The organism is Streptomyces hygroscopicus subsp. hygroscopicus (assembly GCF_030269125.1).
Lineage (GTDB): Bacteria > Actinomycetota > Actinomycetes > Streptomycetales > Streptomycetaceae > Streptomyces > Streptomyces hygroscopicus_C.
Genome location: NZ_BSSM01000009.1, coordinates 67,704 through 91,141 on the forward strand (window position 1 = coordinate 67,704; position 23,438 = coordinate 91,141).

A 23,438-nucleotide genomic window follows, 5' to 3' on the forward strand; every position below is an offset into this window, starting at 1 on the left:
AGCCGGGGGCGCCTCGGCGCCGCTTCTCCGATTCTGACCGGTTCCGGGTGCGCTCCCGCGGGGTGCCCCTAGGCTGCGCGCCCGTGACGGTGTCTTCGAGCAAGGCCATTCCGGACGGAGACGTTTTCTTCCTGTGGCGGGACACCCGCTTCGTCCTCCTCTTCTGCGCGCGGGTGGTCTCCGTGCTGGGCAACGGCTTCGCACGCGTGGCCCTCGCCTTCGCGGTGCTCGCGCTGCCGGGCGCGGGCCCGGGTCGGCTGTCGCTGGTGGTGGCCTGCCAGGCGCTGCCGCAGCTGCTGTTCGTGCTGGTGGGCGGGGTGATCGCGGACCGGATGTCCCGCTCGGCCCTGATGGCGCTGGCGGACGTGCTCGGAGCGGGGGCCTACGGCGGCCTGGCCGCGATGGTGCTGACCGGCGCGGCCCCGCTGCCCGCGATGTGCGTGCTCGCCGTCCTGGCCGGCACGGCGACGGCCCTGTTCGCCCCCGCGTCCGAGGGCCTGATCCCGGTGCTCGTCCCGAAGGACCGCCTGCAACGCGCCAACGGCCTGCTGCGCGTGGGCACCAACACCTCCCTGCTGCTGGGCCTGGCCCTGTCCGGGGTGACCGTGGCGGCGGTGGGCGCGGGCTGGGCGCTCGCCCTGAACGCGGCCTCCTTCGTGCTCAGCGCGGCCCTGACGGCACGCCTGCGGGTCCCGGCGCGTCCCCGCGGCCGCACCTCCGGCTGGGCCGAACTGAAGGAGGGGTGGCGGGAGTTCTCCTCCCGGCAGTGGCTGTGGGTGGTGGTCGCGCAGTACGCCGTCGTGGTCGCCGCGCTCAACGCCAACGTGGGGGTCCTGGGCCCCTTGATGGCCTCGCAGCACCTGGGCGGCGCGCGGTCCTGGTCGGTCATCGTGGCCGCCCAGGCGGTGGGCACCGTCGCGGGCGCCGGTCTGGCGTCCCGGGTGCGCGTCGCGCGCCCCCTCCTGGTGGCGGTGCTGTGCACCTTCCCGGCCGCCGTACCGGTCGCCCTGCTGGCGGCCTCGGCCCCCGTCTGGGCGACCGCCGCCGCCATGTTCGCCTCCGGCGTCGCGAGCGACGTCTTCGGCGTCCTGTGGATCACCACCATCCACCACGAGGTCCCCGAACAGGCCCTCTCCCGCGTCACCTCCTACGACTGGTTCGGCTCCCTCTCCTTCGCCCCCCTCGGCCTCCTGGTGGCCGGGCCCACGGCGACGGCGGTGGGCACGGGGCGGGCGCTGGCGGGGTGCGCGGTGCTGATCGTCCTCGCGACGGCTGCGGCTCTGCTGTCCCCGCAGGTGCGTACCATGCGCCGCGCGGAGGCGGGTTGAGGGCTGTCGGCACGTCCGGGTCGGCACGGTTGAGTTCCGGCCATTCGCTCCTCCACCGTGCCGCCTCGGCCTCGTGGACCTCTCGCGGGGCGAGCACGCCACCGTTTCCCCCATCCCGCACACGATGCCAGACCCTCCAGCCGGATGTCCGTTCCCAAAAGATCTGGATCGAGGAGGTGTCTCTGACCTGGGCCTTGTCAGTTCGGCTGGGACGGGTTGGAAGCCGGGCGGCCCAGTGGATCTGGACGTTGCTGCGCCTGCTTGAGTGCGAGCTGAGACGGTCCCATTTGTTCTGTCGGACGTTACGGCCGTGGCCTGGTGTCTTTCAGTTCTGGTGGGACTCATCCCGTAGGGCGTCGTAGTCGTCCGGCGTCGTCACCAGCATCAGTGATCGTCCCAGGGAGTCGGTCCAGCGAAAGAGCGGGTCGTTGGAGAAGGCGTGGGAACGGAGCTTCTCGCGGAGAGTGGGGACGTTCAGCCGGTGCTCGGCCTCTGTATAGACGGCGTCGATGGTGCGCCGGTGCTGGCTGAGGTTTGTCCGTCGGCCAGGTTCCCGTAGTGCCCGCCAAGCAGGATCGGCCAGTATGCCCAGCAGCGTGACGAATTCGGGATAGGTGGCGATGTACTCCCGCTCGTCGACGCGTCGCCTGATGATGTTCCCGTAGATGGCTTCCTTGGGAGGGAGCTGGGCGAGGCGGTCGTTCCAGCGTGAGAGCAGATGAGGTTGCTTCTTGTTCAGGAGCCAGGAGCGGACCAAGTGCTGCGCTTTCTTTGTCGCTGCTTCCATCGTGTCGGGGAAGCGCCTGGCGATCCGTCGGTGCCGGTGCTCAGCGGTAACGAGCTCTGGGAGGTGTCCGACGCGGTAGTGGCGGTTGCCGTCTACCCAGATGCCGTGTCGGCGGCAGAGTTGGAAATCTGCGGGGCGATGGGCGAGGACTGGCTCGGTGATCCCGCGGCGGTGCATGCAGTGTGAGCAGGCGATGTAGAGATGCCGACGGTAGCGGACTACCTCACCTGTGGTGCGCGCCTCAACCCGGGCGATCGCTGGTAGCAGCATCCGGAGGGTTTCGGGCGTAAGGCCCGTCAGGATGGCCAGCCGTGGCAGAACCGTCGGAGTCCAGCGCCAGAGCGTGTCGGTCCTCTTACCAACCTGCGCGTTTTTGAATGGTGTCAGAGTTTTCGCCAGCTGGCCCGCCGTCACATTGTTGGCGGCGGCGAGGCGGTGCAAGTACCAGCCGAATACTTCTCCGTGGATCGGTGGCAGTGGAAGTGGCAGGAGCCTGACCGGGGCTTCCCAGGGCTCCATTACTCAGGCCGCCTTCGGCCTGCGGGCGTACTTGGATCGGGGGCGATCGGGCTGGGTCTTCTGGACGGCGTGGTCGAGCTCGATCTCGTCGAGCATGCGCTTGGTGATCTTTTCCGTGCCGCTGTCGATGGCGTCGACTGAGGCTTCTCGGATGAGTTGGGAAAGACTGCCGATCAGCCCGCCGGTGCGCTCGTGGAGGTAATCGGTCATGGCGACCAAGGTGCCGGGACGATGGGCGTGTAGTCGCAGGGAGTCCTCCATCGTCACCACCAGGGCCTGCCAGCTCTCCTTGTCCGCGCGGTTCTTGTGGCCGAAGGGTCGGGAGGGGATGACCGTGTAGCGGCCGGCGATCTGCTGTCCGCGAGTGCCCTGGAACAGGCTGCTGGTCTCGACGTCGAGACCAGCAAGCACGAAGGTGGCCGCGATCCGTTCCGAGAGGTACTTCAGCTGATCAGATGCCTCGGCTCCGTTGCGGGTGGTCAGGTCGAGGTTGTGGATCTCGTCGACCAGGACGAGTGTGGTGCCGAGCTTTCCGAGCAGGTCACAGACGGCGTTGGTGATCTGGACCTGGCTCATGCGGTGCTCCAGCGGGATGCCAAGGAATCGGGCGAACTCGCCTGCGAGCATCTTCGGGGTAGCCGCTGGGGGGACGGTGACGAAGACGACCGGCAGTCCGCCGACGGCGTTGGGGCTGCGCCGCCGAGTGATCTGTTCGACGTTCTTGCCCAGCTGGGTGATCGCTGTGGTCTTGCCGGTGCCGGCCGAACCGGACACGATCAGGCCGCGACGGGCGGAGACTTGGTGCCGGTTGAGCACGATGCGTTTGCGACCCGTAGTGACGACGCCGCGGATCGTGGGAGTGTTCACGATGACGGATCGTGTGTGGTAGTCGACCCGCGCTTCCCTGTAGGACTCCAGCTCGCCCTCGTCCAGGACGGTGCCGGACGGGAGTGATGGCGGGGGCTCAGGGTTCTCGTCGACGAACGCCCGCCAGCCTTCCTTCGTGGTCAGTGACATCTGCGGGTTGGCGATGTCCTGTGGCGGAGCCTCGCTCACAGGCGGCTCCCGTCGGTGAAGGCGTCGAAGACGCCGAAGGGGATAACGTTCGACGGCTGCTCCGGGACGGTGGTCTCGTCCTCGGCGTTTTCCGGAGCTGAAGTCTGCGGCAGAGCAGGGACGGACCGGGCGGGCTCCAGAGCGGCGCGGGTACGGGCCGCGATACGACGGTCCGGCCCGGTTTCCGCCCGCGTCAGCAACTGGTCGACTGCTGCGGCCACGGCGGCTTGGTTGGTGTCGTCCTGGCCCCGCATCGCAAGCAGGTCCCGGGCTCGGCGCCAGGTGAAGTCCGCGAACGGTGTCGAGACCAGGTGCCGGTGTGTCCACGGAACCGTGATCCACTCGCCGGTGCGCGCGTTGCGTACCCAGACCTGAGACAGGTCGTAGGGGTCGTAGTGGACCTCCCAGAGACCGCCTTTCGCGGCCAATCCCGAAGGTTGGCGCCGTAGCGGAGCCAACTCCGGGCAGTTGTAGGTTCGATGGTCGATACGGATTCCGTAGTCGTTCACCGACCGCCAGACTGCCGGCAGCAGTTCGAGGTAGTCGAGACCGCTCAGCGGCAGCGGGACGTAGCCGGTGCGGGCCACAAGCAGCGCGTACGCGTCGTTGGGTGACATCGACCGGCCGGGTAGGAACGGACTACGAAGCCCGTCGTGCGGCCGCTGCTGCCAGCAGGCCATGATCCATTCCTGAAGAAGGTCATCGAGTTCCGCGAGCGTCCATACCGCCTCGACACCTGCGCCGCGGCGGTCCGTGTTGGAGCCGGTGTAGCCGGAAACGTGCTGGCAGAACAGGGTGTTGATGGAGGAAAACGTCCGCTCCACGATGGCCTTGTCCGTCGGAGTGGCGGGCCGCGAGGGCTGCACGGAAACGCCCAGCGACCGACAGGCGGCGATGAACGCGTCGGAGACGAACACCTTGCCGTGATCGATGCCGATGGTTTCCGGGACGATCACCGGTTTCGCGGCGGCCTGCTCCAGCCGGGCGTCGATGTCCAGCAGCCGGGCGTGGGGAATCAACGTCGCCGACAGGGCCAGAGCCTCCGGCCAGCCCGGCCGCAGCGGCTCGGGGACCAGCATCTTCGCCAGCAGCAGCGACGCATCGACCGCCTTGGTGCCCGCTGGCCGCAGCACCGCCGCGCAGATTGTCCGGGTCGCCACGTCAACGGCGATAGTCAGTTCCGGACGACCGCTCACCCCGTCCTCCAGGATCACCAGCACATCCAGTGGAGTCGTGTCGATCTGCACCAGCTCGCCCGGTCGGCAGGCCGCGGACGGCGTGAACATTCCCTCGGGCCGACGAGCTTGGGAGCGGCGGGAAGCAGCCGAACCGAAGGCGTGCGTGCCCGCGCTCACTGCCTCGACAAGCCGGTAGAACGTCGTCTTCGACGGCATCGGCACCACCCCGGCCCCGTGCTGTTCGGCAAGCAGGGCCTTGACCCGGCGCCGCACCCGGCCTCGTGTCCCAGTCGACTCGTTCAGCTGGCAGGCCAGCACCTCCGCGACGGCTGCCACCACCCGCTCATCAGCCCGGCCCGTCGGCGAGGACAGACGGGTCTTGCGGTGATCGACCAGCCCCCAGACCCCTTGATCCCGGTAGCGGGTCCGCATCCTTTCGACCGTCCGCGCGCTCACCGTCCAGCCCAGGGCACGCAACTCGGTGGCCTTCGCGGCGATCCGCTCCTCCAAGGTATGCAGGGCCGGGTCGTACTCCGGCCGCGGTCCCGCCCCGGCTCCGATGCCGCTTTGCCGCCCGGACTCCAGCTCCAGTAGATGCTGTTCCCAGGCGGTGGCTTTCTCTGCCTCCAGCGGCGGAACGGTGTCCAGCAACGCGAAGGGCGCCACTACCGGTGACCCGTCCCGCTGACCAAGGAACTCGAAGCCTTCGGCGGCCAGTAGGTGAGGCAGCAACACCAGACTCGCCCGACCAGCCTCGTCGGCCAGCCGCACCAGCGTCCCTGACAACCCGACCACGGTGTGCAGCCGCTCGTCGAGCCGGACCTGGTCGCCGACGCGCAGCGCCGCCCGTCCGCTCACCACGCCTCCGCCCGCGACACCAGCGTCGTGTCCGTCAGTGGCTTGGCCAGGTCCGCCCGGAGCCGTCCCGCCCAGAGCAGGTGGAACACCGCTGGTAGCACCGCAATCGGGTCACCCAACAGTGACGCCTGGCCCACCAGCGGTGAGGGCACCGAGAACACCGCCATCAGCCGCTCGGCCATCCCCGCGGTGGTCGCATGCCGAGGGTGTCGATACCCTGCCAGCCAGCGGACATTGGCCATCCGGACCGGGTCCACCATCCCGACCACCCGGTAGCCCCAGCCCGCCGCCTCACACGCCAGCTGCGTCACCGCGAACTTGGCCGCCGATCGCTCGTCCACCCGGTCCAGAGGTCGGCAGTCCACCAGCAACCCCCGGCCGTCGTCGAAGCGTGCGAAGTAGTCCGGCGCGTGGGAGATTGCCCGGCCCTTGTCGTTTTGCCAGAACAGCCATAGCGGCTGCGATAGCAGCCCAGTCACCTCCGGTGTGAAGTCCAGCAGCATCGCGTGATCCCGCTCCAGCCACGACTCGAACCCCACGTGCCCGCCCGTCGTGGCCGACCAGTACAGGCCCGGGAAGTTCCGCTGACCGCGGTACGACGGGAACCCGCGTACCGGCAGCCCCGCCTCGAACTCCACTACTGCCGCCTCGGCCAGCGGACATCGATGCTCGCCGTGGGCGTCCCGCCAGCCGACCTCGAACCCCTCCGTGCCCATCCCCATGTACGCAACTGTCCAGAACGAGTTGGAATCCGCCAGGTCCAACGGGGCGAAACCGCCCATGAGGATGAAGGTGTCGTAGTCGCGCCTGCCGACGTCAAAGCACTTCCGGGACAGTCCTTGACTGGGTGCGCGCCCGAACACGATCGCATTCGGGCGCGCACCCAGTTACTCGATCAGATGCTGGAGGATTGCCTCGACGAACGCCGTTCGTTCGGCTGGATCGACTACTTCCTTGGACCACACTGAGGCGATATCTTCCCAAACCCGTCCGACGCGAACTCGCGGGCCAAGCCGTTCTGCCACCTTGCGGGCCCACGCATGGTGATTTTCGATCTGGCGTGCATCGTCAACGGCTTCGAGAAGATCAGCAACTCGGACATCGAGGCGATTAGAAACCTTCTCCCAAGCCGTCTCATCAAGGGCGCTAAAGACTTCCTTCTCGGGGGCCTGTGTGCCTGGGAGAAGAATGCATCCCGCACTTTCATCTTGATCTCCATCGAGAATTCCGAGCGATCGATTGGGGAGCTTATCCTTCGATGCTAGCTCCCCGAGGGTTTTCACTGTGGAAGCGGCACCCACCGGTATCACTGCTACTCGATTCCTGATTTCCGGTATCTCCTGGGAGATCAATGCGTCAATCAGAGTCTGCGCCTGCTCGTCCTCGCAATATATCGTGAGTTCCGGATGGTCAACATCATCCATGAGCGACATGGCGAACTCCGGAGTCACTCCATAGATAATGTTTCGTAGCCCGTTACGCTGAGCCTGAATGTAGACGCGAGCCTCAGTTGGTAGTTGTTCAAGGATGGTGGCCGAGTGGGTGGAAAGAATGAATTGAATCTTCCTTTCCTTCGAGATGGCGAACAGTTCCGTCATCAGGCGGCGCTGGGCCCTCGGATGGAGAGAGGCTTCAATCTCATCGATGATGACGAGAGACTGTGCGGGGGCGGACCGGAGCAATGCGACCAGGTCTGTGGTGGCGTCCTCGCCAGCACCCTGATGAAAATTTGAGTATTCTCCCGCGTCGGTGGTCAGGACTCCAACCTGTTTGTTTTCGTACTTCGCGATACCGCTCGCGGTGTATGACTTGTTCATGATTCGGGATAGCAGTGCCCGGTCGGACTCGCTGAATGGTGTGATATCTCCGGGAAAGTTCAGCTCTTTAGCGATCTTTCCATATCCCACTAGAGTGTTGATGGGCTGCGTGCGGCTGATGTCCAGAAAAAACACGGGGCGACGGAACCTTTCAGGCATTCCGCGCCATCGTTTGGTGGGCTTTCTCAAGGTCAGATTGCTGACGGAATTTCCGCGCCTGATCTGGTAACCCAAGGCAACACCTTCGACACTTTCCCATGGTGTATTAGGGAAGAAATCATCCGGGTAGAAAGTCAACCCGTTCTCTTGGTTTGCCACATAGGCGGCAGCTGCAACTTTGAGGATGGTGCTCTTTCCTGCCCCATTTTCGCCAGCAACTGCAACGACGGGGAATCTGAATTCGACAGTCTCGTTGTTCCATCCTCTCAGTCCGTCCACGTGCACAGCTTCCAGGAATTGCGGCCACCCTTTTGCCGTGTTCCGTGCCGTGTTCCACTCGTGCGTAAGTGGAGACAGGGTGGGGGGTGTTTTGCGCGAAGTGCTCACTCAGTGTTCTCCTTCTTGCCCGCAGCAAGGCGATCTCCTGGCGGGCAGCTTCAAGTCGGCCCGCCATGCTCGCGCCGGCGGCGGTGGATCAGCCGCACGGCCCTGGGTGTTGTGTCACCGGCGGGGACGGCGCTGGTTCTCCTGTGATGACAGAAGCCCGAGTACGGCGTGCTCCTGGTGGTGGTTGAGCCAGCGTTCGGCCAGGACGCGGTCCTTGAGCTTTCCAAGTCCGGGCTCTGTCGACGGGGTCAGCTCGATCGCTTCCCACCCGCCGACCGTCTCGGCGAACTCCTCGGCGATGTCCACGAATGAGGGCCCCTGGAAATAGCTCACCGCGGTGTTGCTGCTGTCCAGGGGCGTGCCGGACTGGTCTGAGACCAGTAAGCCGACCGTTTTTCGCGACTCGAAGTAGGCATTGATCGTCGACTTGATCTCGTCCCGCATCACGTTCATGACCTGCTGACGGTAGGTCGGCGGCTTCAGGCACGTCTGGTAGGAGAAGTCGATGCGGCTCCCGTCCGTGCGGATCACCTCGAAGCCCGGATACGGGCCACGCTGTGGAGGGGCGATCGCGAAGGCTTCAACGCCCGGACCGATCTTGTCGTCCGCTTCGTGATGCATGTCGAGGAGGTCCAGCAAGAGCAGGTGATCGTCCTCCTGGTCCACGATGCTGCCCACGTTGTACCGGTACAGCACCTCGCGTACGGCCTCTTTCGCCTCCCCCTTCGTCCGGTACCGGCGGTGCCCAATCCAGAACTCAGCCACGAACCAACCCTTCTGTTCGATCGTTCGCCAGCCCCTCACGCGACGCATGCTCGGGCGCCTGGATCGACGCTACGCCGACAGCGTTCCGGATACGCGCTTCTCGTCGCGACTCCCATGTGCGGACACATTCCGGGACGCCGTCTGCCACCTGCCACCCCGGTATGGACTCTGCGCTGCTGCTGACGCAATCTTGCGCATCCCGCTCACGCCCTCCCTGGGTCGCAGCCAGATCGGTGGGATTCCGCCAGGACCACCGCCAGATCCATGGGACTCCGCCACGTTCCGCGGGAACGGACACCGGAAGCCCCCCGCACCGCGTCACCCCGCCCGACACGCCAGCGCACTATTGCAAGCGCGTGCTTGCAATAGTTAGCGAGGGGGGGCATGGTGGAGGCATGGCATCACTGAACGTCGGCAATCTCGGCGAGTACCTGCGCGAGCAGCGGCGGAACGCCCAGCTGTCGCTGCGGCAGCTCGCCGAGGCGGCCGGGGTGTCCAATCCGTACCTGAGCCAGATCGAGCGCGGGCTGCGCAAGCCGAGCGCGGAGGTGTTGCAGCAGGTCGCCAAGGCCCTGCGCATCTCCGCCGAGACGCTGTACGTCCGCGCCGGAATCCTCGACGCCGAGCGGGACCGGGACGAGGTGGAGACGCGCGCCGTCATCCTCGCCGATCCCTCGCTGAACGAGCGGCAGAAGCAGGTGCTGCTCCAGATCTACGAGTCCTTCCGGAAGGAGAACGGATTCGGGGCCGGCGAACCCACGGGTGAGGACGGCACGGAGCAGGGAACAGACGACGATGCCGGCTCGCGGCGGACGGCCGGCTGACGCCGGACCAGGGCACCGGGCGCCCGCCGCGAACCACACCACCTCAGCCGAACGCGAATCCGGGAGGACCTGATCACCATGGCCATCACCGACGACCTGCGCAAGACCCTCAGCGACCCGACCCCGCTCTACTTCGCCGCCGGCACCGCCGACCTCGCCCTCCAGCAGGCCAAGAAGGTGCCCGCACTGGTCGAGCAGCTGCGCGCCGAGGCCCCGGCCCGGATCGAGAAGGTGCGCGCCACCGACCCGAAGGCCGTGCAGGAGAAGGCCGCCGCCCGCGCCAAGGAGGCGCAGGAGACCCTTCAGTCCAAGGTCACCGAGCTGATCGGCGGCTTCGACGTCGACCTGAAGAAGCTCGGCGAGCAGGCCCAGGACCTCGCCCTGCGCGGCGTGGGCGTCGCCGCCGAGTACGCCGTCCGGGCCCGCGAGACCTACGAGAAGGTCGCCGAGCACGGCGAGCAGGCCGTGAAGACCTGGCGCGGCGAGGCGGCCGAGGACATCGAGGAGCTGGCCATCGCCGTCGAGGGCAAGGCCGAGCCCGTCGAGGTCAAGGACGAGTCCGGCCGGCCCAAGGTCGCCACGCCCGAGGCCGCCGCGGAGAAGAAGGCCGCCGCCAGGAAGGCCCCGGCCGCCCGCAAGCCCACCCCCGCGAAGAAGCCCACCCCTCCGGCCAAGTGACGGCGGTGGCACCCACGGGCCGGGCATCTTCGAGGTGTCCGGCCCGTTCCGCCCCGTCAATGGGTACGGTTGCGGCGTAGGAACCGAGCGGCGGATCACGGACGGTGGCAACCATGCTGATGTTGGGCTTCACGGGATTCATGGGGATCCTGAAGATCGTCCTCATGGCCCTGGCCGCGTTCGCGCTCGTCGACGCGGCGGTACGGCGCGAGGACGCGTTCCGCGCGGCCGACAAGCAGAACAAGGTCTTCTGGCTGATCATCCTGGGCATCGCCCTGGTCGTCAGCATCCTCTTCTCGATCCTGTCCATCCTGCCGATCGCCGGCGCGGTGGCCAGCATCGTCTACATCGTGGACGTCCGCCCCGCCCTCAAGCACGTCACCGGCGGCAAGGGCTTCGGCCGCCGCCGCGGCAGCAGCGACGGCCCCTACGGCCCGTACAACGGCGGCCGCTAGGACCGGACCGGGCCGGTACCCCGGCCCGCCTACGCCGTGCGGTCCAGCAGGACGACGGCCACGTCGTCCGTCAGCTCGCCCCCGTTGAGCCGCCGGACCTCCTGCACCGCGGCCCGCAGCAGCTCCTCGCCCCGCAGCCCCTCGGAGAGCTGCCGGCGGATCATCTCCACCATGCCCTCCTGACCGAGCCGCTCCCCGCCGGTCCCGACCCGGCCCTCGATCAGCCCGTCGGTGTACAGCATCAGGCTCCATTCGGAGCCCAGTTCCACCTGCATCCGGGACCAGCGGGCACCGGGCAGCAGCCCGAGCGCGGGACCGTTGTCGCCGTACGGCAGCAGCCGCGCCGACAGCCCCGGGCGGACCAGCAGCGGCGCCGGGTGGCCCGCCAGGCAGAGGCCCGCGTGGCGGCCGTCCGGCGCGATGTCCACCGTGCACAGCGTCGCGAAGATCTCCTCGTCCGCCCGCTCGTGCTCCAGCACCTCCTGGAGCGTGCCCAGCAGCTCGTCCCCGCACAGCCCCGCGAGGGTGAGCGCCCGCCAGGCGATCCGCAGCTCCACACCGAGCGCGGCCTCGTCCGGGCCGTGGCCGCAGACGTCGCCGATCATGGCGTGCACCGTGCCGTCGGGGGTGCGCACGGCGTCGTAGAAGTCGCCGCCGAGCAGCGCGCGGGAGCGGCCCGGACGGTACCGCGCGGCGAACCGCAGCGAGGAGCCGTCGAGCAGTGGCGTGGGCAGCAGACCCCGCTCCAGGCGCCGGTTCTCCTGCGCCCGCAGCCGGCTCTCGGTGAGCCGGCGCTCCGCGGTGTCGGATCGTTTCCGCTCCACCGCGTAGCGGATGGCGCGGCTGAGCAGCCGGCTGTCCAGCTCGTCCCGGAAGAGGTAGTCCTGCGCGCCCACGCGCACCGCCTCCGCGCCGCGCTCGGCGTCGCCGGAGCCGGTCAGGGCCAGCACGGCGTGCCGGGGCGCGAGCTGGAGGACGTGCCGGAGCACGGCCAGCTCGTCGTCGGCGTCGCTGCCGCCCGGCGCGGGCAGCGCCAGGTCCAGCAGGATGCAGTGGACGTCGTCGGTGAGCAGCCGCTCGGCCTCGGTGAGGTTGCGGGCGGTGCGCACGCGGACCGGCTTGCCGGCCGAGTCCAGCAGTTCGGGCACGATCGGCGAGCCGACCGGGTCGTCCTCGATCAGCAGCAGGGTGAGAGTGGTGCCGCTGGTGGGTGCGGCGTCGCGGTGGGCCTCTTCCTTGAGGGGACCGCCGACGGCGCCGGCGGCCTGCGCCTGACCACTCTCCACGGCCGGGATCGCTCTCTGCCGCGGTACGGGTACGGGCATCGTCCTGGGTTCCTTCCCTCCCCCCGAGGGCACGGCGGTGTCGAGGGTCTCGACCCACCGACGGGTGACCATAGCGGGTACGGCCACCCCGATGGAATGGTGTGAGCCGCGTCGCTCTGGCCCAGGCCACCGTCATATGCCGCTTTACGTAACGCAGTTGGACAGCGCGCGGAGCCGCCGGGGATGACGAAGCTCACGTCATGCCCCGGTTTGAACGGGGGTTGGCGGTGGAGTGGGTCACATGACCCATGTCACTGGGGCAAAAGGCGCGTAACGCCCCTCATGTGACCACCCTCGCGCCCCGCGACCCCGTGTGCCGCCCGGGTCACGCGTCGGGCCGTACGACCCCCAGGATCGGCATCGAACCCGCGCCCGCGACCGTGACCGAGCGACCCGGGCGCGGGGCCTGGATGATCGCGCCGTCGCCGATGTACAGGGCGACATGGCTGGCGTCGTCGAAGTAGATGACGAGGTCGCCGGGGCGCATGTCCTTGATGTCGATGTGCTTGAGCTGCTTCCACTGCTCCTGGGATGTGCGCGGGATGGGCCGGCCGGCCGCGGCCCAGGCCTGGGAGGTCAGGCCCGAGCAGTCGAAGGAGTCCGGGCCCTCGGCACCCCACACGTACGGCTTGCCGAGCTGGGCGGTGGCGAACGCCACGGCCTTCTCGCCCGCCGCGGAGGCCTTGCCGTGGATCCGCTGGAGGATTCCGGTGTCCAGCCAGGCGGTCTGCGCCTTGAGTGCGGCCTTCTGCTCCAGCTGGGCGAGCCGTTCCCGCTGCTTCTGCTCCAGTGACGACTCCAGCTTCTCGGCGGCGTCGATCTGCTGCTGGATCTTCTTCTTGGCGCTCGCCTTGTCCTTGCGGTCGGCGTCCAGCTTCTTCCACTGGGCGGCCGCGTCGGCGGCGTAGTCCTGCAACTGCTTCTGGGTGGCGGCCTGTTCGCCGATCAGGTGGTTGGCCGCCTGCTGGCTCTGCAGGACCAGCCCGGCGCCGTCCAGGAACTGCCCCGGGTCGTCGCTGAGCAGGAACTGGGCGGTGGGCGGCATGCCCCCGGTGCGGTACTGCTCCCGCGCCGTCGCGCCCGCCTGGTCCTTGAGCTGCGCGAGCTTCCGCTGCCCGGCCGCGATCTTCTTGGCCAGCGAGACGATCTCGGCGGACTGCTTCTCGGCCTTCTCCTGCGCCGCGTTGTACGCGTCGGTGGCCACGGCCGCGTCGTGGTAGAGCTTGTCCAGCTTCTCGCGGACCTGCTCGAGGTCCTGGTCCGGCACGGCTTTCGGGTCCGTGCCCGGTGCGGAACCGGTGCCCGGCGGGGGCGCCGGTGCGGCGAGTGCCGTCCCGGGTGCCGCGAGTACGGCCACCGCGCAGACCACGGTCAGGGCGGCCGCGAGCAGACCGCGCTTGCCCGTACCCATACCTACCCCCCAGCTGATTTACCGTCAGTAACTTATGGACGCCTGAGGGATCGTGCCACGGTCGCGCGCAAAGCGACAGAGGCCGTAAGGAAAGTCTGATTTCCCCCACACCCGGCCATGGCGGCGATCACCTCGCCCGTGTGACGAACGAGGCCCGGAGAACGTTCCGTTGCCGGCCCACCCGAAAGGGTGGTTTCAGCTGCGGGGTGCCAAAGCCGCCCACGCCACGGTCACTTCGCCCTGCCGCCAGCGCGCCGGCCCGTCGGTCACCGGCCAGTCGGCCGTGAGGGAGCGGACCGCGCGCTGCCAGCGCTGCCGGGCGCCGTAGGAGGCGTAGGGCGCGGCGGCCGCCCAGGCGCGGTCGAAGTCGCGCAGGAAGGCGTGCACCGGCTCGCCGGGCACGTTGCGGTGGATCAGCGCCTTCGGCAGCCGCTCGGCGAGGTCGGAGGGGCGGTCGAGGGAGCCGAGGCGGGTGGCGAAGGTGACGGTCCGCGGCCCCTCCGGGCCGAGCGCCACCCACACGTGCCGCCGGCCGATCTCGTCGCACGTCCCCTCGACCAGCAGTCCCCCGCGCGAGCCGCCGCCCGCGGGGGCCAGCCGTGCGCACAGCCGCTCCCAGACGGCGGCGACCTCGGCCTCGTCGTACTGGCGCAGCACGTTCGCGGCACGGATCAGCAGCGGGCGGCCGGGCACGGGGACCTCGAAGCCGCCGTGCCGGAAGGCCAGCCCCTCCCGCTCGTAGGGCCGGGCCGCCGCGACCCGCTCCGGCTCGATCTCGATGCCGACGACACGGGCGCCCGGGGCGGCGGCGCGGAGCCGGCCGAGCAGCTCCACGGCGGTCCAGGGGGCGGCGCCGTAGCCGAGGTCGACGGCGACCGGGGCGGCGGCGCGGCGCAGCTCGGCGCCGTGGGCCGCCGCGATCCAGCGGTCCATGCGGCGCAGCCGGTTGGGATTGGTGGTGCCGCGCGTCACGGTCCCCACGACGGGGGTCCCCCCGCTCGAGCGGAGCCGAGAGTGGGGGAGGGCCGATGCGCGGGGTGCCATGGGTACGAGGGTAAGGGGGGCCGTGGCGGGGGCTCCGGCGGCCGTTCGGGCGCGGCCGTCCGCATGCCCGCGAGGTTGAGCCGACCAAGGTAATGATTCGGCAAAGCCGCTTGTTGTGGAAATGGTCCGCACCCCGCGCGCTGTTGCACCCCCTTGGAGGGCGCAGGCGAGTCCTCCGTCCGGCATGCCCGCAGCAAGGAGGACCGCTACGTGAGCCAGTACGCCAGCAGGCTCGGGCGCCGCTCCCCGTCCGCAGCGCCCCGGCTCCGGCTGCTTCGCAGACCCCGCCGGGTCGCGATGCTCTCCGTGCACACCTCGCCCCTGCACCAGCCCGGCACCGGCGACGCCGGCGGCATGAACGTCTACATCGTGGAGCTGGCCCAACGGCTCGCCGCGCTCGGCATCGAGGTGGAGATCTTCACCAGGGCCACCGCCGGCGACCTGCCGCCCACCGTCCCGCTCGCCCCCGGCGTCCTCGTCCGGCACGTCGACGCGGGGCCGTACGAGGGCCTCGCCAAGGAGGAGCTGCCCGCCCAGCTGTGCGCCTTCACCCACGGCGTGATGCAGGCATGGGCCGGCCACCGCCCCGGCTACTACGACCTGGTCCACTCCCACTACTGGCTCTCCGGCCACGTCGGCTGGCTCGCCGCCCAGCGCTGGGGCGTCCCCCTGGTGCACGCCATGCACACCATGGCCAAGGTCAAGAACGCCAGTCTGGCCGCCGGCGACCGCCCCGAGCCCGCCGCCCGGGTCATCGGCGAGACCCAGATCGTGGCCGCCGCAGACCGGCTGATCGCCAACACCGACGAGGAGGCCGCCGAACTCGCCCGGCACTACGACGCCGACCCCGGCTCGGTCGCCGTCGTCCACCCCGGTGTGAACCTGGAGCGCTTCCGTCCCGCCGACGGCCGCGCCGCCGCCCGCGCCCGCCTCGGCCTGCCCGCGGACGCCCTGATCCCCCTCTTCGCGGGCCGCATACAGCCACTGAAGGCCCCGGACGTGCTGCTGCGCGCGGTGGCCGTCCTCCTCGACGGGCGCCCCGAGCTCCGCTCCAAGATCCTCGTCCCCGTGGTCGGCGGCCCGAGCGGCAGCGGCCTCGCCAAGCCGGAGGGCCTGCAGAAGCTCGCCGCCCGGCTCGGCATAGCGGACGTCGTACGGTTCCGCCCGCCGGTCGGCCAGGAGCAGCTCGCGGACTGGTTCCGGGCCGCGTCCTTGCTGGTCATGCCGTCGTACAGCGAGTCCTTCGGGCTGGTCGCCATCGAGGCGCAGGCGTCCGGCACCCCGGTGCTGGCCGCCTCCGTCGGCGGGCTGCCGGTGGCCGTGCGCGACGGCGAGACCGGCTTCCTGGTCGACGGGCACGAACCGGCCGACTACGCGCGCGTGCTCGCCCGGTTCGCCGACGACCAGGCCCTGACCGCCCGCATGGGCGACGCCGCCGCCCGGCACGCCCGGTCCTTCGGCTGGGACGCGGCGGCCGCGGCGACCGCCGACGTGTACACGGCCGCGATCCAGTCGTACCGCCGTCGCGTACGCTCCCACCATGGGTGATGTCGAGAAGGCCGGGCAGGTCCTGGCGGCCGTCTTCCAGGACGCCGAACTGGAGTGGGAGAACCCCGAGCCCGGCACCTACGTGGTCAGGCTGCCCGGCACGCACAAACTGTCCACGACCGTCTCCTTCCTCGTCGGCCGGCACTCCCTCTCCCTGAACGCCTTCGTCGTGCGCCACCCCGACGAGAACGAGGCGGGCGTCCACCGCTGGCTGCTGGAGCGCAACCTCAGGCTGTACGGCGTGAGTTACGCCGTCGACCGGCTCGGCGACGTCTACGTCACCGCGCGCCTCCCGCTCGCCGCCGTCACCCCGGAGGAGATCGACCGCCTCCTCGGCCAGGTCCTGGAAGCGGCCGACGGCGCCTTCAACTCCCTTCTGGAGCTGGGCTTCGCCACCTCGATCCGCAAGGAGTACGCCTGGCGCGTCTCCCGCGGCGAGTCCACCCGCAACCTGGACGCCTTCAGACACCTCATCGGCCGCCCGGCCGAGTGATGCCCTGCGGCGCCCGGCGCGCGCCGGCCCGGTAGCGGCCCGGCGGCACCCCGACCAGCTTCCGGAAGTGGCGGGTGAGGTGGGCCTGGTCGTAGAACCCGGTGAGCGCCGCCACCTCGCCGGGCGGCAGTCCGTCCAGCAGCAGCCGGCGGGCCCGGCCGATGCGGCGGGACATCAGGTACCGGTGCGGGGCGATGCCGTACGCGCCGCTGAACGCCCGTACGAGATGGGCGGGATGGGCGTGCAGCAGCGCCGAGGCTTCGGCGAGCGAGACCCCTTCGAGGACGCGGGCGTCCAGCAACTCCCGCAGCTCGCGGGCGAGGCCCGGATCGCGCCGAGGCCGCGGCGGCCCGACACGGCGCAGCAGATGACCGCGCAGCCGCTCTCCGACCAGGGTCAGCCTGCTCTCCGCCTCCAGTTCGTCGCCGGGGTGGGCAAGGGCCGCGTGCAGTTGTCCGACCCGCAGGCGCAGCACGGGGTCGCGCAGATCGGGTCCGTCGACGGCCGCGCCGATCAGTTCCTCGCCCAGGCGACTGCTGTCGAGGTAGACGACCCGCTTGCGGAAGCCGCCCGGGGTCGCGGGGGAGCCGTTGTGCGGCACGTGCGGCGGCAGCAGGCTGACCGTGTCGAGCGGGGTGCCGTGCTCGTGCCGGTCGAGGTCGTAGCGGACCGCGCCGTCGTCCACGATGAGCAGCGTCCACGCGTCATGGACGTGCATCGGGTAGGCGTACTCGGTGAAGTGGGCGTGGAACACCTCGGTGACGCCCGCCACCCGGGGACGCCACGCGCTCACCTCCGCCCCCGGGGCCCGGCGCGCGGCCCGCTCCACGGTCATGCAAACAACGTACAAGACGGCGCCGGGCGGCGATCGGCAGTCTCGTCCCATGAGCGCCATGACCTTCGAACCCGTCCGATTCGACACCAAGATCGCCGTGCTGCTGCGGGCGGACCTCGCCCCCTGGCAGCGGCTGAACGTCACCGCGTTCCTGGTCAGCGGGCTGGGCGCGACACTGCCGGAGGTGGTCGGGGAGCCGTACGAGGACGCGGACGGCGTGTCGTACCTGCCCATGTTCCGGCAGCCGGTGCTGGTCTTCGAGGGCGGGAAGGAGACCCTGCGCGCGGCCCACGAGCGGGCGCTCGGCCGGGTCCTGCCCTGCGCGGTGTTCACCGCGGACCTGTTCGCCACGGGCAATGACCGCGACAACCGCGCGGCCGTGCGCGCCGTGCCGACGGCCGGTCTGGACCTGGTCGGGCTCGCGGTGTACGGGCCGCGCAACGGGGTGGACAAGGTGCTGAAGGGGGCGCGCATGCACCCATGACGCGCCCCCTTCCGCAGGGCCCGGCCGGACCCCCGTACCGGCAGCGCCTGTCGGGCCCCGGTCAGTCGAACATGCCGGGCTGGTAGTCGCCCGCGGGCTGGCGGACGACGACGTTCACGCGGTTGTAGAGGTTGATGACGGCGATCAGGCCCACGAGGGCGGCGAGCTGCTCCTCGTCGTAGTGCCGGGCGGCCTCCGCCCAGGCCTCGTCGGTGACCCCGCCGGCCGCGTCCGCGATCCGGGTGCCCTGCTCGGTCAGCTCCAGCGCGGCACGCTCGGCCTCGGTGAACACCGTGGCCTCGCGCCAGGCGGCGACCAGGTGCAGCCGCTGCGTGGACTCCCCGGCGGCCTCGGCGTCCTTGCTGTGCATGTCGGTGCAGAAGCCGCAGCCGTTGATCTGGCTGGCGCGGAGCTTGACCAGCTCCTGCGTCGCGGCCGGGAGGGTGGAGTCCGACAGCACCTTCCCGGCCGAGTTGACGTACTTGAGGAACTTGCCGGCGACCGGGTTGGTCATGAGGTTCAGACGGGCGTCCATGGTGATGCGCTCCTGGAGGGGTCGTGTCGCTCGCGGCTGGTTACACCTCGTTGACGGACGGGGTCCGGGCGAATGTGACATCACGGAATGTGACCCGCGTCACACGCTTGGGGAGCGTTCGGGGGCCGGACCGGCGACGATCGCGGGGCTGCCGGCCGTACGGTCCCCGCCGACGGCGTCACGATCCCGCGGCCCGCGCATGAGCAGCCCGTACCCGAGCCCCGCGACCGTGCCCACGACGGCACACGTCCCCCACAGCCACCGCGCCCCGAACCGGTCGATGACCTGACCGGACATCAGGGGCGCGATCAGGGCGGCGACGGACCAGGAGAGGCTGTACATGCCCTGGTAGCGCCCGCGTCCGTGGACGGGGGAGAGGCGGACGACGAGCCCGGTCTGGGTCGGCGCGTTGACGATCTCGGCGAGGGTCCACACGCACACGGTGGCCATGAAGGCGCCGACCGACCCGGCGAAGGCGGTGAGTCCGAAGCCGTAGCCCGCGAGGAGTGAGGAGACCACGAGCAGGCTGCGCGGGTCGCGGTGCTCGATGAGGCGGGTGACGGGGATCTGGAGGGCGACGATCAGGATGCCGTTGACGGCGATGGCGACGCCGTAGTCGGCGGGCGTGAACCCGGCGCGGCCCATGGCGACCGGGAGCGCGACCGAGCCCTGCTGGAAGGTCAGGGCGACGAGGAAGGACAACCCGACGACGGCCATGTAGCGCCCGTCGCGCAGCACGGTGCCGAGGCTCACCTCGGCCTCGTCCTTCCTGGCCGGGGCGGCGGGCCGGGACTCGGGGACCTTCAGGAAGACGACGAGGGCGCAGACGGCGGTCATGCCGGCCTCGATCAGGAACCCGGCGAGGTAGCTGAACTCGGCGATGAACCCGGCGGCGGCGGAGGAGACGGCGAAACCGAGGTTGATGGCCCAGTAGTTGAGCGAGAAGGCCCGCACCCGGTCCTCGGGCCGCACGATGTCGGCCATCATCGCCTGCACGGCGGGGCGGGAGGCGTTGGCGGCCATGCCGACGAGAAAGGCGACGCCGGCGATGGCGACGGGGTCGGTCATGAACCCGAGCAGCGCGACGGAGGCGGCAGTGGCCGACTGGGCGACGAGCAGGGTGGGCCGCCGCCCGATCCGGTCGGCCATCACCCCGCCGCCGAGGGCGGAGAGGACGCCGCCGAGTCCGTGCAGGGAGGCCACGAGACCGGCGTACGAGGCCGAGTAGCCGCGGTCGAGGGTGAGGTAGAGGGCCATGAAAGTGGCCACGAAGGCCCCGAGCCGGTTGACGAGGGTGCTGGTCCACAGCCACCAGAACTCACGGGGGAGCCCGGAGACGGCTTCCCGGGCAGCGCGTCCGAGACGGGCGGCGGGCATGAAAGAACCCCCTGAGATGGTAAGTGGCTGTAAGGGCAAGCACAACTTACATAGGGGCTCTGACATCGACCAACGGATTAACAGACGGCCTCGGCGTCCCGCTCACTGGTCGGCCGCGTCGGCGCCGGGGGGCCGTGGATTACGCTCTGAGGCATGGCCGACGCACCGTACAAGCTGATCCTCCTCCGCCACGGCGAGAGCGAGTGGAACGCGAAGAACCTGTTCACCGGCTGGGTGGACGTCAACCTGAACGAGAAGGGCGAGAAGGAGGCAGTCCGCGGCGGCGAGCTCCTGAAGGACGCCGACCTGCTGCCCGACGTGGTTCACACGTCCCTGCAGAAGCGCGCGATCCGCACCGCCCAGCTGGCCCTGGAGGCCGCCGACCGCCACTGGATCCCGGTCCACCGCAGCTGGCGCCTGAACGAGCGCCACTACGGCGCCCTCCAGGGCAAGGACAAGGCCGCGACGCTGGCCGAGTTCGGCGAGGAGCAGTTCATGCTCTGGCGCCGCTCGTACGACACCCCGCCGCCCCCGCTGCCGGACGACTCCGAGTTCTCCCAGTTCGACGACGCGCGCTACGCCGCCCTCCCGCCGGAGCTGCGCCCCAGGACCGAGTGCCTGAAGGACGTCGTCTTCCGGATGCTCCCCTACTGGTACGACGCGATCGTCCCGGACCTCCTCTCCGGCCGCACGGTCCTCGTCGCCGCCCACGGCAACTCCCTGCGCGCCCTGGTCAAGCACCTGGACGGCATCTCCGACGCTGACATCGCGGGCCTGAACATCCCCACGGGCATCCCCCTCTCCTACGAACTCGACTCCGACTTCAAGCCCCTCGTCCCGGGCGGCAAGTACCTCGACCCCGAGGCGGCCGCGGCGGCGATCGAGGCGGTGAAGAACCAGGGCAAGAAGAAGTAATCGCCCATGAGTAAGCCCCCTGCCTGCGGTTTCTCCGCTAGGAGGGGGCTTTTCGCTGCCTCTGGGCCGTCTCTGGGCCGTCTCTGGGCCGTCAGGGCGATGGGGCCGCGCGCTCTCCGGGCTCCGGCTCCTTTCTCCACAATGCGGGCGCGCCGGCAATGAGCGCGCCCCTGAGGGGAGCGGCGACGACTACGGGCGCACGATGATCACGACGGATCCGCCGTCGAATCGGTGGTCGAAGTCACCGTGGTCGAATCGGTGACCGAAGCCGAACCCGTCGTGGTCGAAGAACCCGCCGTGGCCGAAGCCGAACCCGTCGTGGTCGAAGAACCCGCCATGACCGAAGCCGAACCCGTCGTGGTCGAAGCAGCGCCAGTCGTCGCCGAAGCACCGGCTAGTGGTCACATGGGTGTGCACGGCGGGGGCTGCTGCCGCGGCCGTGCCGGCCGCGCCGATCGCAGCGACGCCGGCCATCAAAATGGAGGCTGACGTCGCGACGAGACGCCTAGCGCCTTTTACTCGCATGATGGATGCACTCTTCCTACTACCGCGTCGGCCCGTACGGGCGGCCCGACGCTGTCCTGGCGGCACTGAGCGGACGACCGTTGCCACAAGGGAGCGGCACGGTCGTGGGCGTCGCCCCGCGCGTTCGAGGAGCGCGTCTCGCATCCACGATCCCCGCTGCACGAGAACCAGCCGATTGCGGCCGCACTTCGGTTACGTAAGCGGCGCCCTTTTGGATTGCCGTTCCGGCGCATCCGTCTGGCGCGGAGCGCCGGTATGCCGTCAGAGACCCGTCTGGTCCAACCGCCCAGACTCCTGGTGCCGCGAGCCAAGCGAGACGAAGTCGGTACGGTCACCGAATCACTTCGCCACCGTCGGGGCCCAAGAGTGCACCAGCCGGGGCTGCCGAGCGTCGAAGCGGTCCCCATAGCTCCGACCGCGACTACCGCGCCTCTGGCGCGCCCGGCGCCCATGCCCGCAACCACCGGGTGGTCTCCGAGAGTGATCGCGATCACCAGGGCCGGCCAGGAGCACGCCGGATCGAGGCGCACCGGACCGCGTGCCCGCACAGCCAGGCAACCCGTTGTGCAGCGGGACGCTGTCCCACACGTGGCAATGGATCAGTAAGATGTGCGTCAAATCTGGTCCGCCGGGGCAACGGGCGTACAACCAGCAGCATCCCTCGCCGATCTGATCCGTGAGTCAACCGACTCCACGATCACTTCTCCCTCCAGGGGAACGCACATGCGCATACGTGCCACCGTGGCCGCCGTCTCCGGCGCCCTGGCCATCTCCGCCCTCGCAGTCCCGGCCGCGCAGGCCGTCACCGACTCGGGCACCCCCTACACGCTGAACGCGAGCTTCTCCAACGTCTCGATCGCCAAGGCGATCAAGGTCGGCACCACCAACGAGGTCAGCGTCTCGTACTCGTACACACTGACGCACGGCTCGACCGTGAACATCGCCGCGAGCGATTTCTACACGGACGCCTTCCTGTACCACGGCACCTACAGTGACACGGCCCCCGAGCTGTACGGCGACAACCCGGCGACCTGCACCGCCACCTCTTCGACGACGGCCACCTGCAAGGGCTCCATCAACATCTACCCGACCGACGCCGACCCGAAGGCTGCGGACGCCGGCACCTGGAACGTGGCCGCCGAGGCCGTCGCCTTCAACGGCCAGGACCAGCAGAACCCCGACATGAGCAAGGTCGGCTACAAGGACCAGAGCGGTCTGGGCACCACCCTGGTGCAGCGCTACTCGAAGCTGACGACCACCGTGAGCTCGACGTCCGTCTACAAGGGCAAGACCTTCACGGCGTCCGGCAAGCTCTCCCGCGCCAACTGGGACGACAACCTGTACCACGGCTACACCAACCAGCCGGTCAAGCTTCAGTTCCGCAAGGCCGGCACCACCACATACACCACGGTCAAGACGGTGTACACCGACTCGTACGGCAACCTGAAGACCACCGCGACCGCGAACTACAGCGGCTACTGGCGCTACAGCTTCGCCGGCACCAGCACGACCCCGGCGGTCAGCGCCACGGGTGTCTACGTCGGCGTGAAGTGAGTCAGGACTCCACCGGCCCCGGTCTCGCGTTGGTCGAAGCTCGCGTGATCAACGCGACACCGTGACGGGGGCCCTGCGCCAAGCACCCAGGGCAAGAAGAAGTAAGCCCGCACGGATCAAGCCCCCTGCCTGCGGGTTCTCCGCCGGGAGGGGGCTTTTCGCCGTCTCTGGGCCTCCCAGCCGTACCGGTGGAGCCGGCCGTTCGGAGTCAGCTCGGCTTGTCTGATGACGACCAACTCACCACGGTCGGGGACCGCCTCGAAATACCACAGGCCGCCCTCCTCGTCAGCGTGGCGGAAGCAGTGCCGCGAAGCGGCGTCCTCGTCGAGTACTCGGAAGTGGGCCACGCGCTCTGCCCTGATGCGCTCCAGGTCGGTCATCGGGCCACCCTGCCGACGAGCGCCCGCGGTCGCGCCGTCCGACATCCACGAGTGACATCAACGGTGCCGGCTCCTGCCGCGCGGCCGCCGGACCGCCGTCGCGGACCTCGTCACCGTCCACAACCTCGACTTCGGACAGAACAACTAGGCGCGCCCGGGTCGGCTCAGGGCTCTTTCCCGCCGCCCCACAGGGGTGTCGGG

At 69.5% G+C, this 23,438-nt stretch carries 23 protein-coding genes; 9 read left to right on the plus strand and 14 right to left on the minus strand.

Going from position 1 to position 23,438, the window contains the following annotated elements:
• Positions 1-83: 83 nt before the first annotated feature.
• Positions 84-1,328 (plus strand): MFS transporter, encoded by a 1,245-nt coding sequence (locus QSK45_RS20690; RefSeq protein ID WP_285558998.1) that lies wholly within the window; start codon positions 84-86, stop codon positions 1,326-1,328.
• 325 nt (positions 1,329-1,653) lie between these two features.
• On the opposite strand, the gene QSK45_RS20695 is transcribed toward QSK45_RS20690, so the two are convergent.
• The 6 genes from QSK45_RS20695 to QSK45_RS20720 form a co-directional block, all read right to left on the minus strand.
• Positions 1,654-2,634 carry a TniQ family protein gene (locus tag QSK45_RS20695; RefSeq protein ID WP_285559000.1) on the minus strand — a complete coding sequence of 327 codons (981 nt, stop codon included), beginning with the start codon at positions 2,632-2,634 and terminating at the stop codon, positions 1,654-1,656.
• Positions 2,635-2,637: 3 nt separating this feature from the next.
• Positions 2,638-3,690, minus strand: a complete 1,053-nt coding sequence (locus QSK45_RS20700; RefSeq protein WP_182788234.1) for an AAA family ATPase — start codon at positions 3,688-3,690, stop codon at positions 2,638-2,640.
• The gene (locus QSK45_RS20705) at positions 3,687-5,726 is read right to left on the minus strand and encodes a TnsB C-terminal domain-containing protein (protein WP_285559007.1); all 2,040 of its coding nucleotides are present in this window, start codon (positions 5,724-5,726) and stop codon (positions 3,687-3,689) included. The genes QSK45_RS20700 and QSK45_RS20705 overlap by 4 nt, the downstream gene beginning before the upstream one ends.
• On the minus strand, positions 5,723-6,589 hold the full coding sequence (locus QSK45_RS20710; protein ID WP_285559008.1) for a TnsA-like heteromeric transposase endonuclease subunit: 867 nt from the start codon (positions 6,587-6,589) through the stop codon (positions 5,723-5,725). Before QSK45_RS20710 ends, QSK45_RS20705 begins: the two co-directional genes overlap by 4 nt.
• A 24-nt stretch (positions 6,590-6,613) precedes the next feature.
• Positions 6,614-7,981, minus strand: coding sequence for an ATP-dependent nuclease (locus QSK45_RS20715; RefSeq protein WP_285559010.1), 1,368 nt, complete (start codon positions 7,979-7,981; stop codon positions 6,614-6,616).
• 222 nt (positions 7,982-8,203) lie between these two features.
• Entirely contained in the window at positions 8,204-8,854 is a 651-nt protein-coding gene (locus QSK45_RS20720) for a DCL family protein (protein WP_285559012.1), read from the minus strand.
• A 395-nt stretch (positions 8,855-9,249) separates the two neighbouring features.
• Between QSK45_RS20720 and QSK45_RS20725 the strand changes: the two genes are divergently transcribed.
• The 3 genes from QSK45_RS20725 to QSK45_RS20735 all read left to right on the plus strand — a co-directional run bounded on the left by QSK45_RS20725 (position 9,250) and on the right by QSK45_RS20735 (position 10,811).
• On the plus strand, positions 9,250-9,678 hold the full coding sequence (locus QSK45_RS20725) for a helix-turn-helix domain-containing protein (RefSeq protein WP_285559013.1): 429 nt from the start codon (positions 9,250-9,252) through the stop codon (positions 9,676-9,678).
• A gap of 78 nt (positions 9,679-9,756) precedes the next feature.
• A complete protein-coding gene (locus QSK45_RS20730) occupies positions 9,757-10,356 on the plus strand; it encodes a hypothetical protein (RefSeq protein ID WP_285559015.1) in 600 nt (199 codons plus the stop codon).
• Between the two features lie 113 nt (positions 10,357-10,469).
• On the plus strand, positions 10,470-10,811 hold the full coding sequence (locus QSK45_RS20735; protein ID WP_285559016.1) for a DUF2516 family protein: 342 nt from the start codon (positions 10,470-10,472) through the stop codon (positions 10,809-10,811).
• A gap of 29 nt (positions 10,812-10,840) precedes the next feature.
• Here QSK45_RS20735 and QSK45_RS20740 read toward each other — a convergent pair whose 3' ends face one another.
• From QSK45_RS20740 to QSK45_RS20750, 3 genes are all read right to left on the minus strand, one after another.
• A complete protein-coding gene (locus tag QSK45_RS20740) occupies positions 10,841-12,136 on the minus strand; it encodes a PP2C family protein-serine/threonine phosphatase (protein WP_285559018.1) in 1,296 nt (431 codons plus the stop codon).
• Positions 12,137-12,461: 325 nt separating this feature from the next.
• Entirely contained in the window at positions 12,462-13,547 is a 1,086-nt protein-coding gene (locus QSK45_RS20745; RefSeq protein ID WP_285559020.1) for a C40 family peptidase, read from the minus strand.
• Positions 13,548-13,742: 195 nt separating this feature from the next.
• Positions 13,743-14,528 carry a class I SAM-dependent methyltransferase gene (locus QSK45_RS20750; protein WP_285559022.1) on the minus strand — a complete coding sequence of 262 codons (786 nt, stop codon included), beginning with the start codon at positions 14,526-14,528 and terminating at the stop codon, positions 13,743-13,745.
• A 273-nt stretch (positions 14,529-14,801) separates the two neighbouring features.
• Here QSK45_RS20750 and mshA point away from each other — a divergent pair, with 273 nt between their 5' ends.
• Both mshA and QSK45_RS20760 read left to right on the plus strand, forming a co-directional pair.
• Positions 14,802-16,139, plus strand: a complete 1,338-nt coding sequence (gene mshA, locus QSK45_RS20755) for a D-inositol-3-phosphate glycosyltransferase (RefSeq protein ID WP_285559024.1) — start codon at positions 14,802-14,804, stop codon at positions 16,137-16,139.
• The gene (locus QSK45_RS20760; RefSeq protein ID WP_285559026.1) at positions 16,132-16,632 is read left to right on the plus strand and encodes a type III secretion system chaperone family protein; all 501 of its coding nucleotides are present in this window, start codon (positions 16,132-16,134) and stop codon (positions 16,630-16,632) included. Before mshA ends, QSK45_RS20760 begins: the two co-directional genes overlap by 8 nt.
• On the opposite strand, the gene QSK45_RS20765 is transcribed toward QSK45_RS20760, so the two are convergent.
• Positions 16,610-17,467, minus strand: a complete 858-nt coding sequence (locus QSK45_RS20765) for a helix-turn-helix domain-containing protein (RefSeq protein WP_285559028.1) — start codon at positions 17,465-17,467, stop codon at positions 16,610-16,612. The two genes, QSK45_RS20760 and QSK45_RS20765, sit on opposite strands and share 23 nt — an antisense overlap.
• Between QSK45_RS20765 and QSK45_RS20770 the strand changes: the two genes are divergently transcribed.
• The gene (locus tag QSK45_RS20770; protein WP_285559030.1) at positions 17,466-17,951 is read left to right on the plus strand and encodes a DUF2000 family protein; all 486 of its coding nucleotides are present in this window, start codon (positions 17,466-17,468) and stop codon (positions 17,949-17,951) included. The genes QSK45_RS20765 and QSK45_RS20770 overlap by 2 nt on opposite strands.
• A 61-nt stretch (positions 17,952-18,012) precedes the next feature.
• Here the strand turns inward: QSK45_RS20770 and QSK45_RS20775 are convergent, their stop codons facing one another.
• A complete protein-coding gene (locus tag QSK45_RS20775; protein ID WP_285559032.1) occupies positions 18,013-18,486 on the minus strand; it encodes a carboxymuconolactone decarboxylase family protein in 474 nt (157 codons plus the stop codon).
• 99 nt (positions 18,487-18,585) lie between these two features.
• A complete protein-coding gene (locus tag QSK45_RS20780; RefSeq protein ID WP_285559034.1) occupies positions 18,586-19,863 on the minus strand; it encodes an MDR family MFS transporter in 1,278 nt (425 codons plus the stop codon).
• 153 nt (positions 19,864-20,016) lie between these two features.
• On the opposite strand from QSK45_RS20780, the gene QSK45_RS20785 reads away from it, so the two are divergent.
• The gene (locus QSK45_RS20785) at positions 20,017-20,778 is read left to right on the plus strand and encodes a phosphoglyceromutase (protein ID WP_285559036.1); all 762 of its coding nucleotides are present in this window, start codon (positions 20,017-20,019) and stop codon (positions 20,776-20,778) included.
• 189 nt (positions 20,779-20,967) lie between these two features.
• Here the strand turns inward: QSK45_RS20785 and QSK45_RS20790 are convergent, their stop codons facing one another.
• Entirely contained in the window at positions 20,968-21,252 is a 285-nt protein-coding gene (locus tag QSK45_RS20790; RefSeq protein WP_285559037.1) for a hypothetical protein, read from the minus strand.
• A gap of 774 nt (positions 21,253-22,026) precedes the next feature.
• On the opposite strand from QSK45_RS20790, the gene QSK45_RS20795 reads away from it, so the two are divergent.
• On the plus strand, positions 22,027-22,857 hold the full coding sequence (locus QSK45_RS20795) for a hypothetical protein (protein WP_285559038.1): 831 nt from the start codon (positions 22,027-22,029) through the stop codon (positions 22,855-22,857).
• Between the two features lie 116 nt (positions 22,858-22,973).
• On the opposite strand, the gene QSK45_RS20800 is transcribed toward QSK45_RS20795, so the two are convergent.
• Positions 22,974-23,237, minus strand: coding sequence for a hypothetical protein (locus tag QSK45_RS20800; protein WP_285559040.1), 264 nt, complete (start codon positions 23,235-23,237; stop codon positions 22,974-22,976).
• Positions 23,238-23,438 lie beyond the last annotated feature (201 nt).

Excerpts from the sequence above, each read along its gene's own strand:
- QSK45_RS20695 (WP_285559000.1), bottom strand. The coding sequence starts at position 2,634 with ATGGAGCCCTGGGAAGCCCCGGTCAGGCTCCTGCCACTTCCACTGCCA.
- QSK45_RS20725 (WP_285559013.1), top strand. The coding sequence starts at position 9,250 with ATGGCATCACTGAACGTCGGCAATCTCGGCGAGTACCTGCGCGAGCAG.
- QSK45_RS20730 (WP_285559015.1), top strand. The coding sequence starts at position 9,757 with ATGGCCATCACCGACGACCTGCGCAAGACCCTCAGCGACCCGACCCCG.
- QSK45_RS20735 (WP_285559016.1), top strand. The coding sequence starts at position 10,470 with ATGCTGATGTTGGGCTTCACGGGATTCATGGGGATCCTGAAGATCGTC.
- QSK45_RS20740 (WP_285559018.1), bottom strand. The coding sequence starts at position 12,136 with ATGCCCGTACCCGTACCGCGGCAGAGAGCGATCCCGGCCGTGGAGAGT.
- QSK45_RS20745 (WP_285559020.1), bottom strand. The coding sequence starts at position 13,547 with ATGGGTACGGGCAAGCGCGGTCTGCTCGCGGCCGCCCTGACCGTGGTC.
- QSK45_RS20760 (WP_285559026.1), top strand. The coding sequence starts at position 16,132 with ATGGGTGATGTCGAGAAGGCCGGGCAGGTCCTGGCGGCCGTCTTCCAG.
- QSK45_RS20770 (WP_285559030.1), top strand. The coding sequence starts at position 17,466 with ATGCAAACAACGTACAAGACGGCGCCGGGCGGCGATCGGCAGTCTCGT.
- QSK45_RS20765 (WP_285559028.1), bottom strand. The coding sequence starts at position 17,467 with ATGACCGTGGAGCGGGCCGCGCGCCGGGCCCCGGGGGCGGAGGTGAGC.
- QSK45_RS20775 (WP_285559032.1), bottom strand. The coding sequence starts at position 18,486 with ATGGACGCCCGTCTGAACCTCATGACCAACCCGGTCGCCGGCAAGTTC.
- QSK45_RS20780 (WP_285559034.1), bottom strand. The coding sequence starts at position 19,863 with ATGCCCGCCGCCCGTCTCGGACGCGCTGCCCGGGAAGCCGTCTCCGGG.
- QSK45_RS20785 (WP_285559036.1), top strand. The coding sequence starts at position 20,017 with ATGGCCGACGCACCGTACAAGCTGATCCTCCTCCGCCACGGCGAGAGC.
- QSK45_RS20790 (WP_285559037.1), bottom strand. The coding sequence starts at position 21,252 with ATGGCCGGCGTCGCTGCGATCGGCGCGGCCGGCACGGCCGCGGCAGCA.
- QSK45_RS20795 (WP_285559038.1), top strand. The coding sequence starts at position 22,027 with ATGCGCATACGTGCCACCGTGGCCGCCGTCTCCGGCGCCCTGGCCATC.
- QSK45_RS20800 (WP_285559040.1), bottom strand. The coding sequence starts at position 23,237 with ATGACCGACCTGGAGCGCATCAGGGCAGAGCGCGTGGCCCACTTCCGA.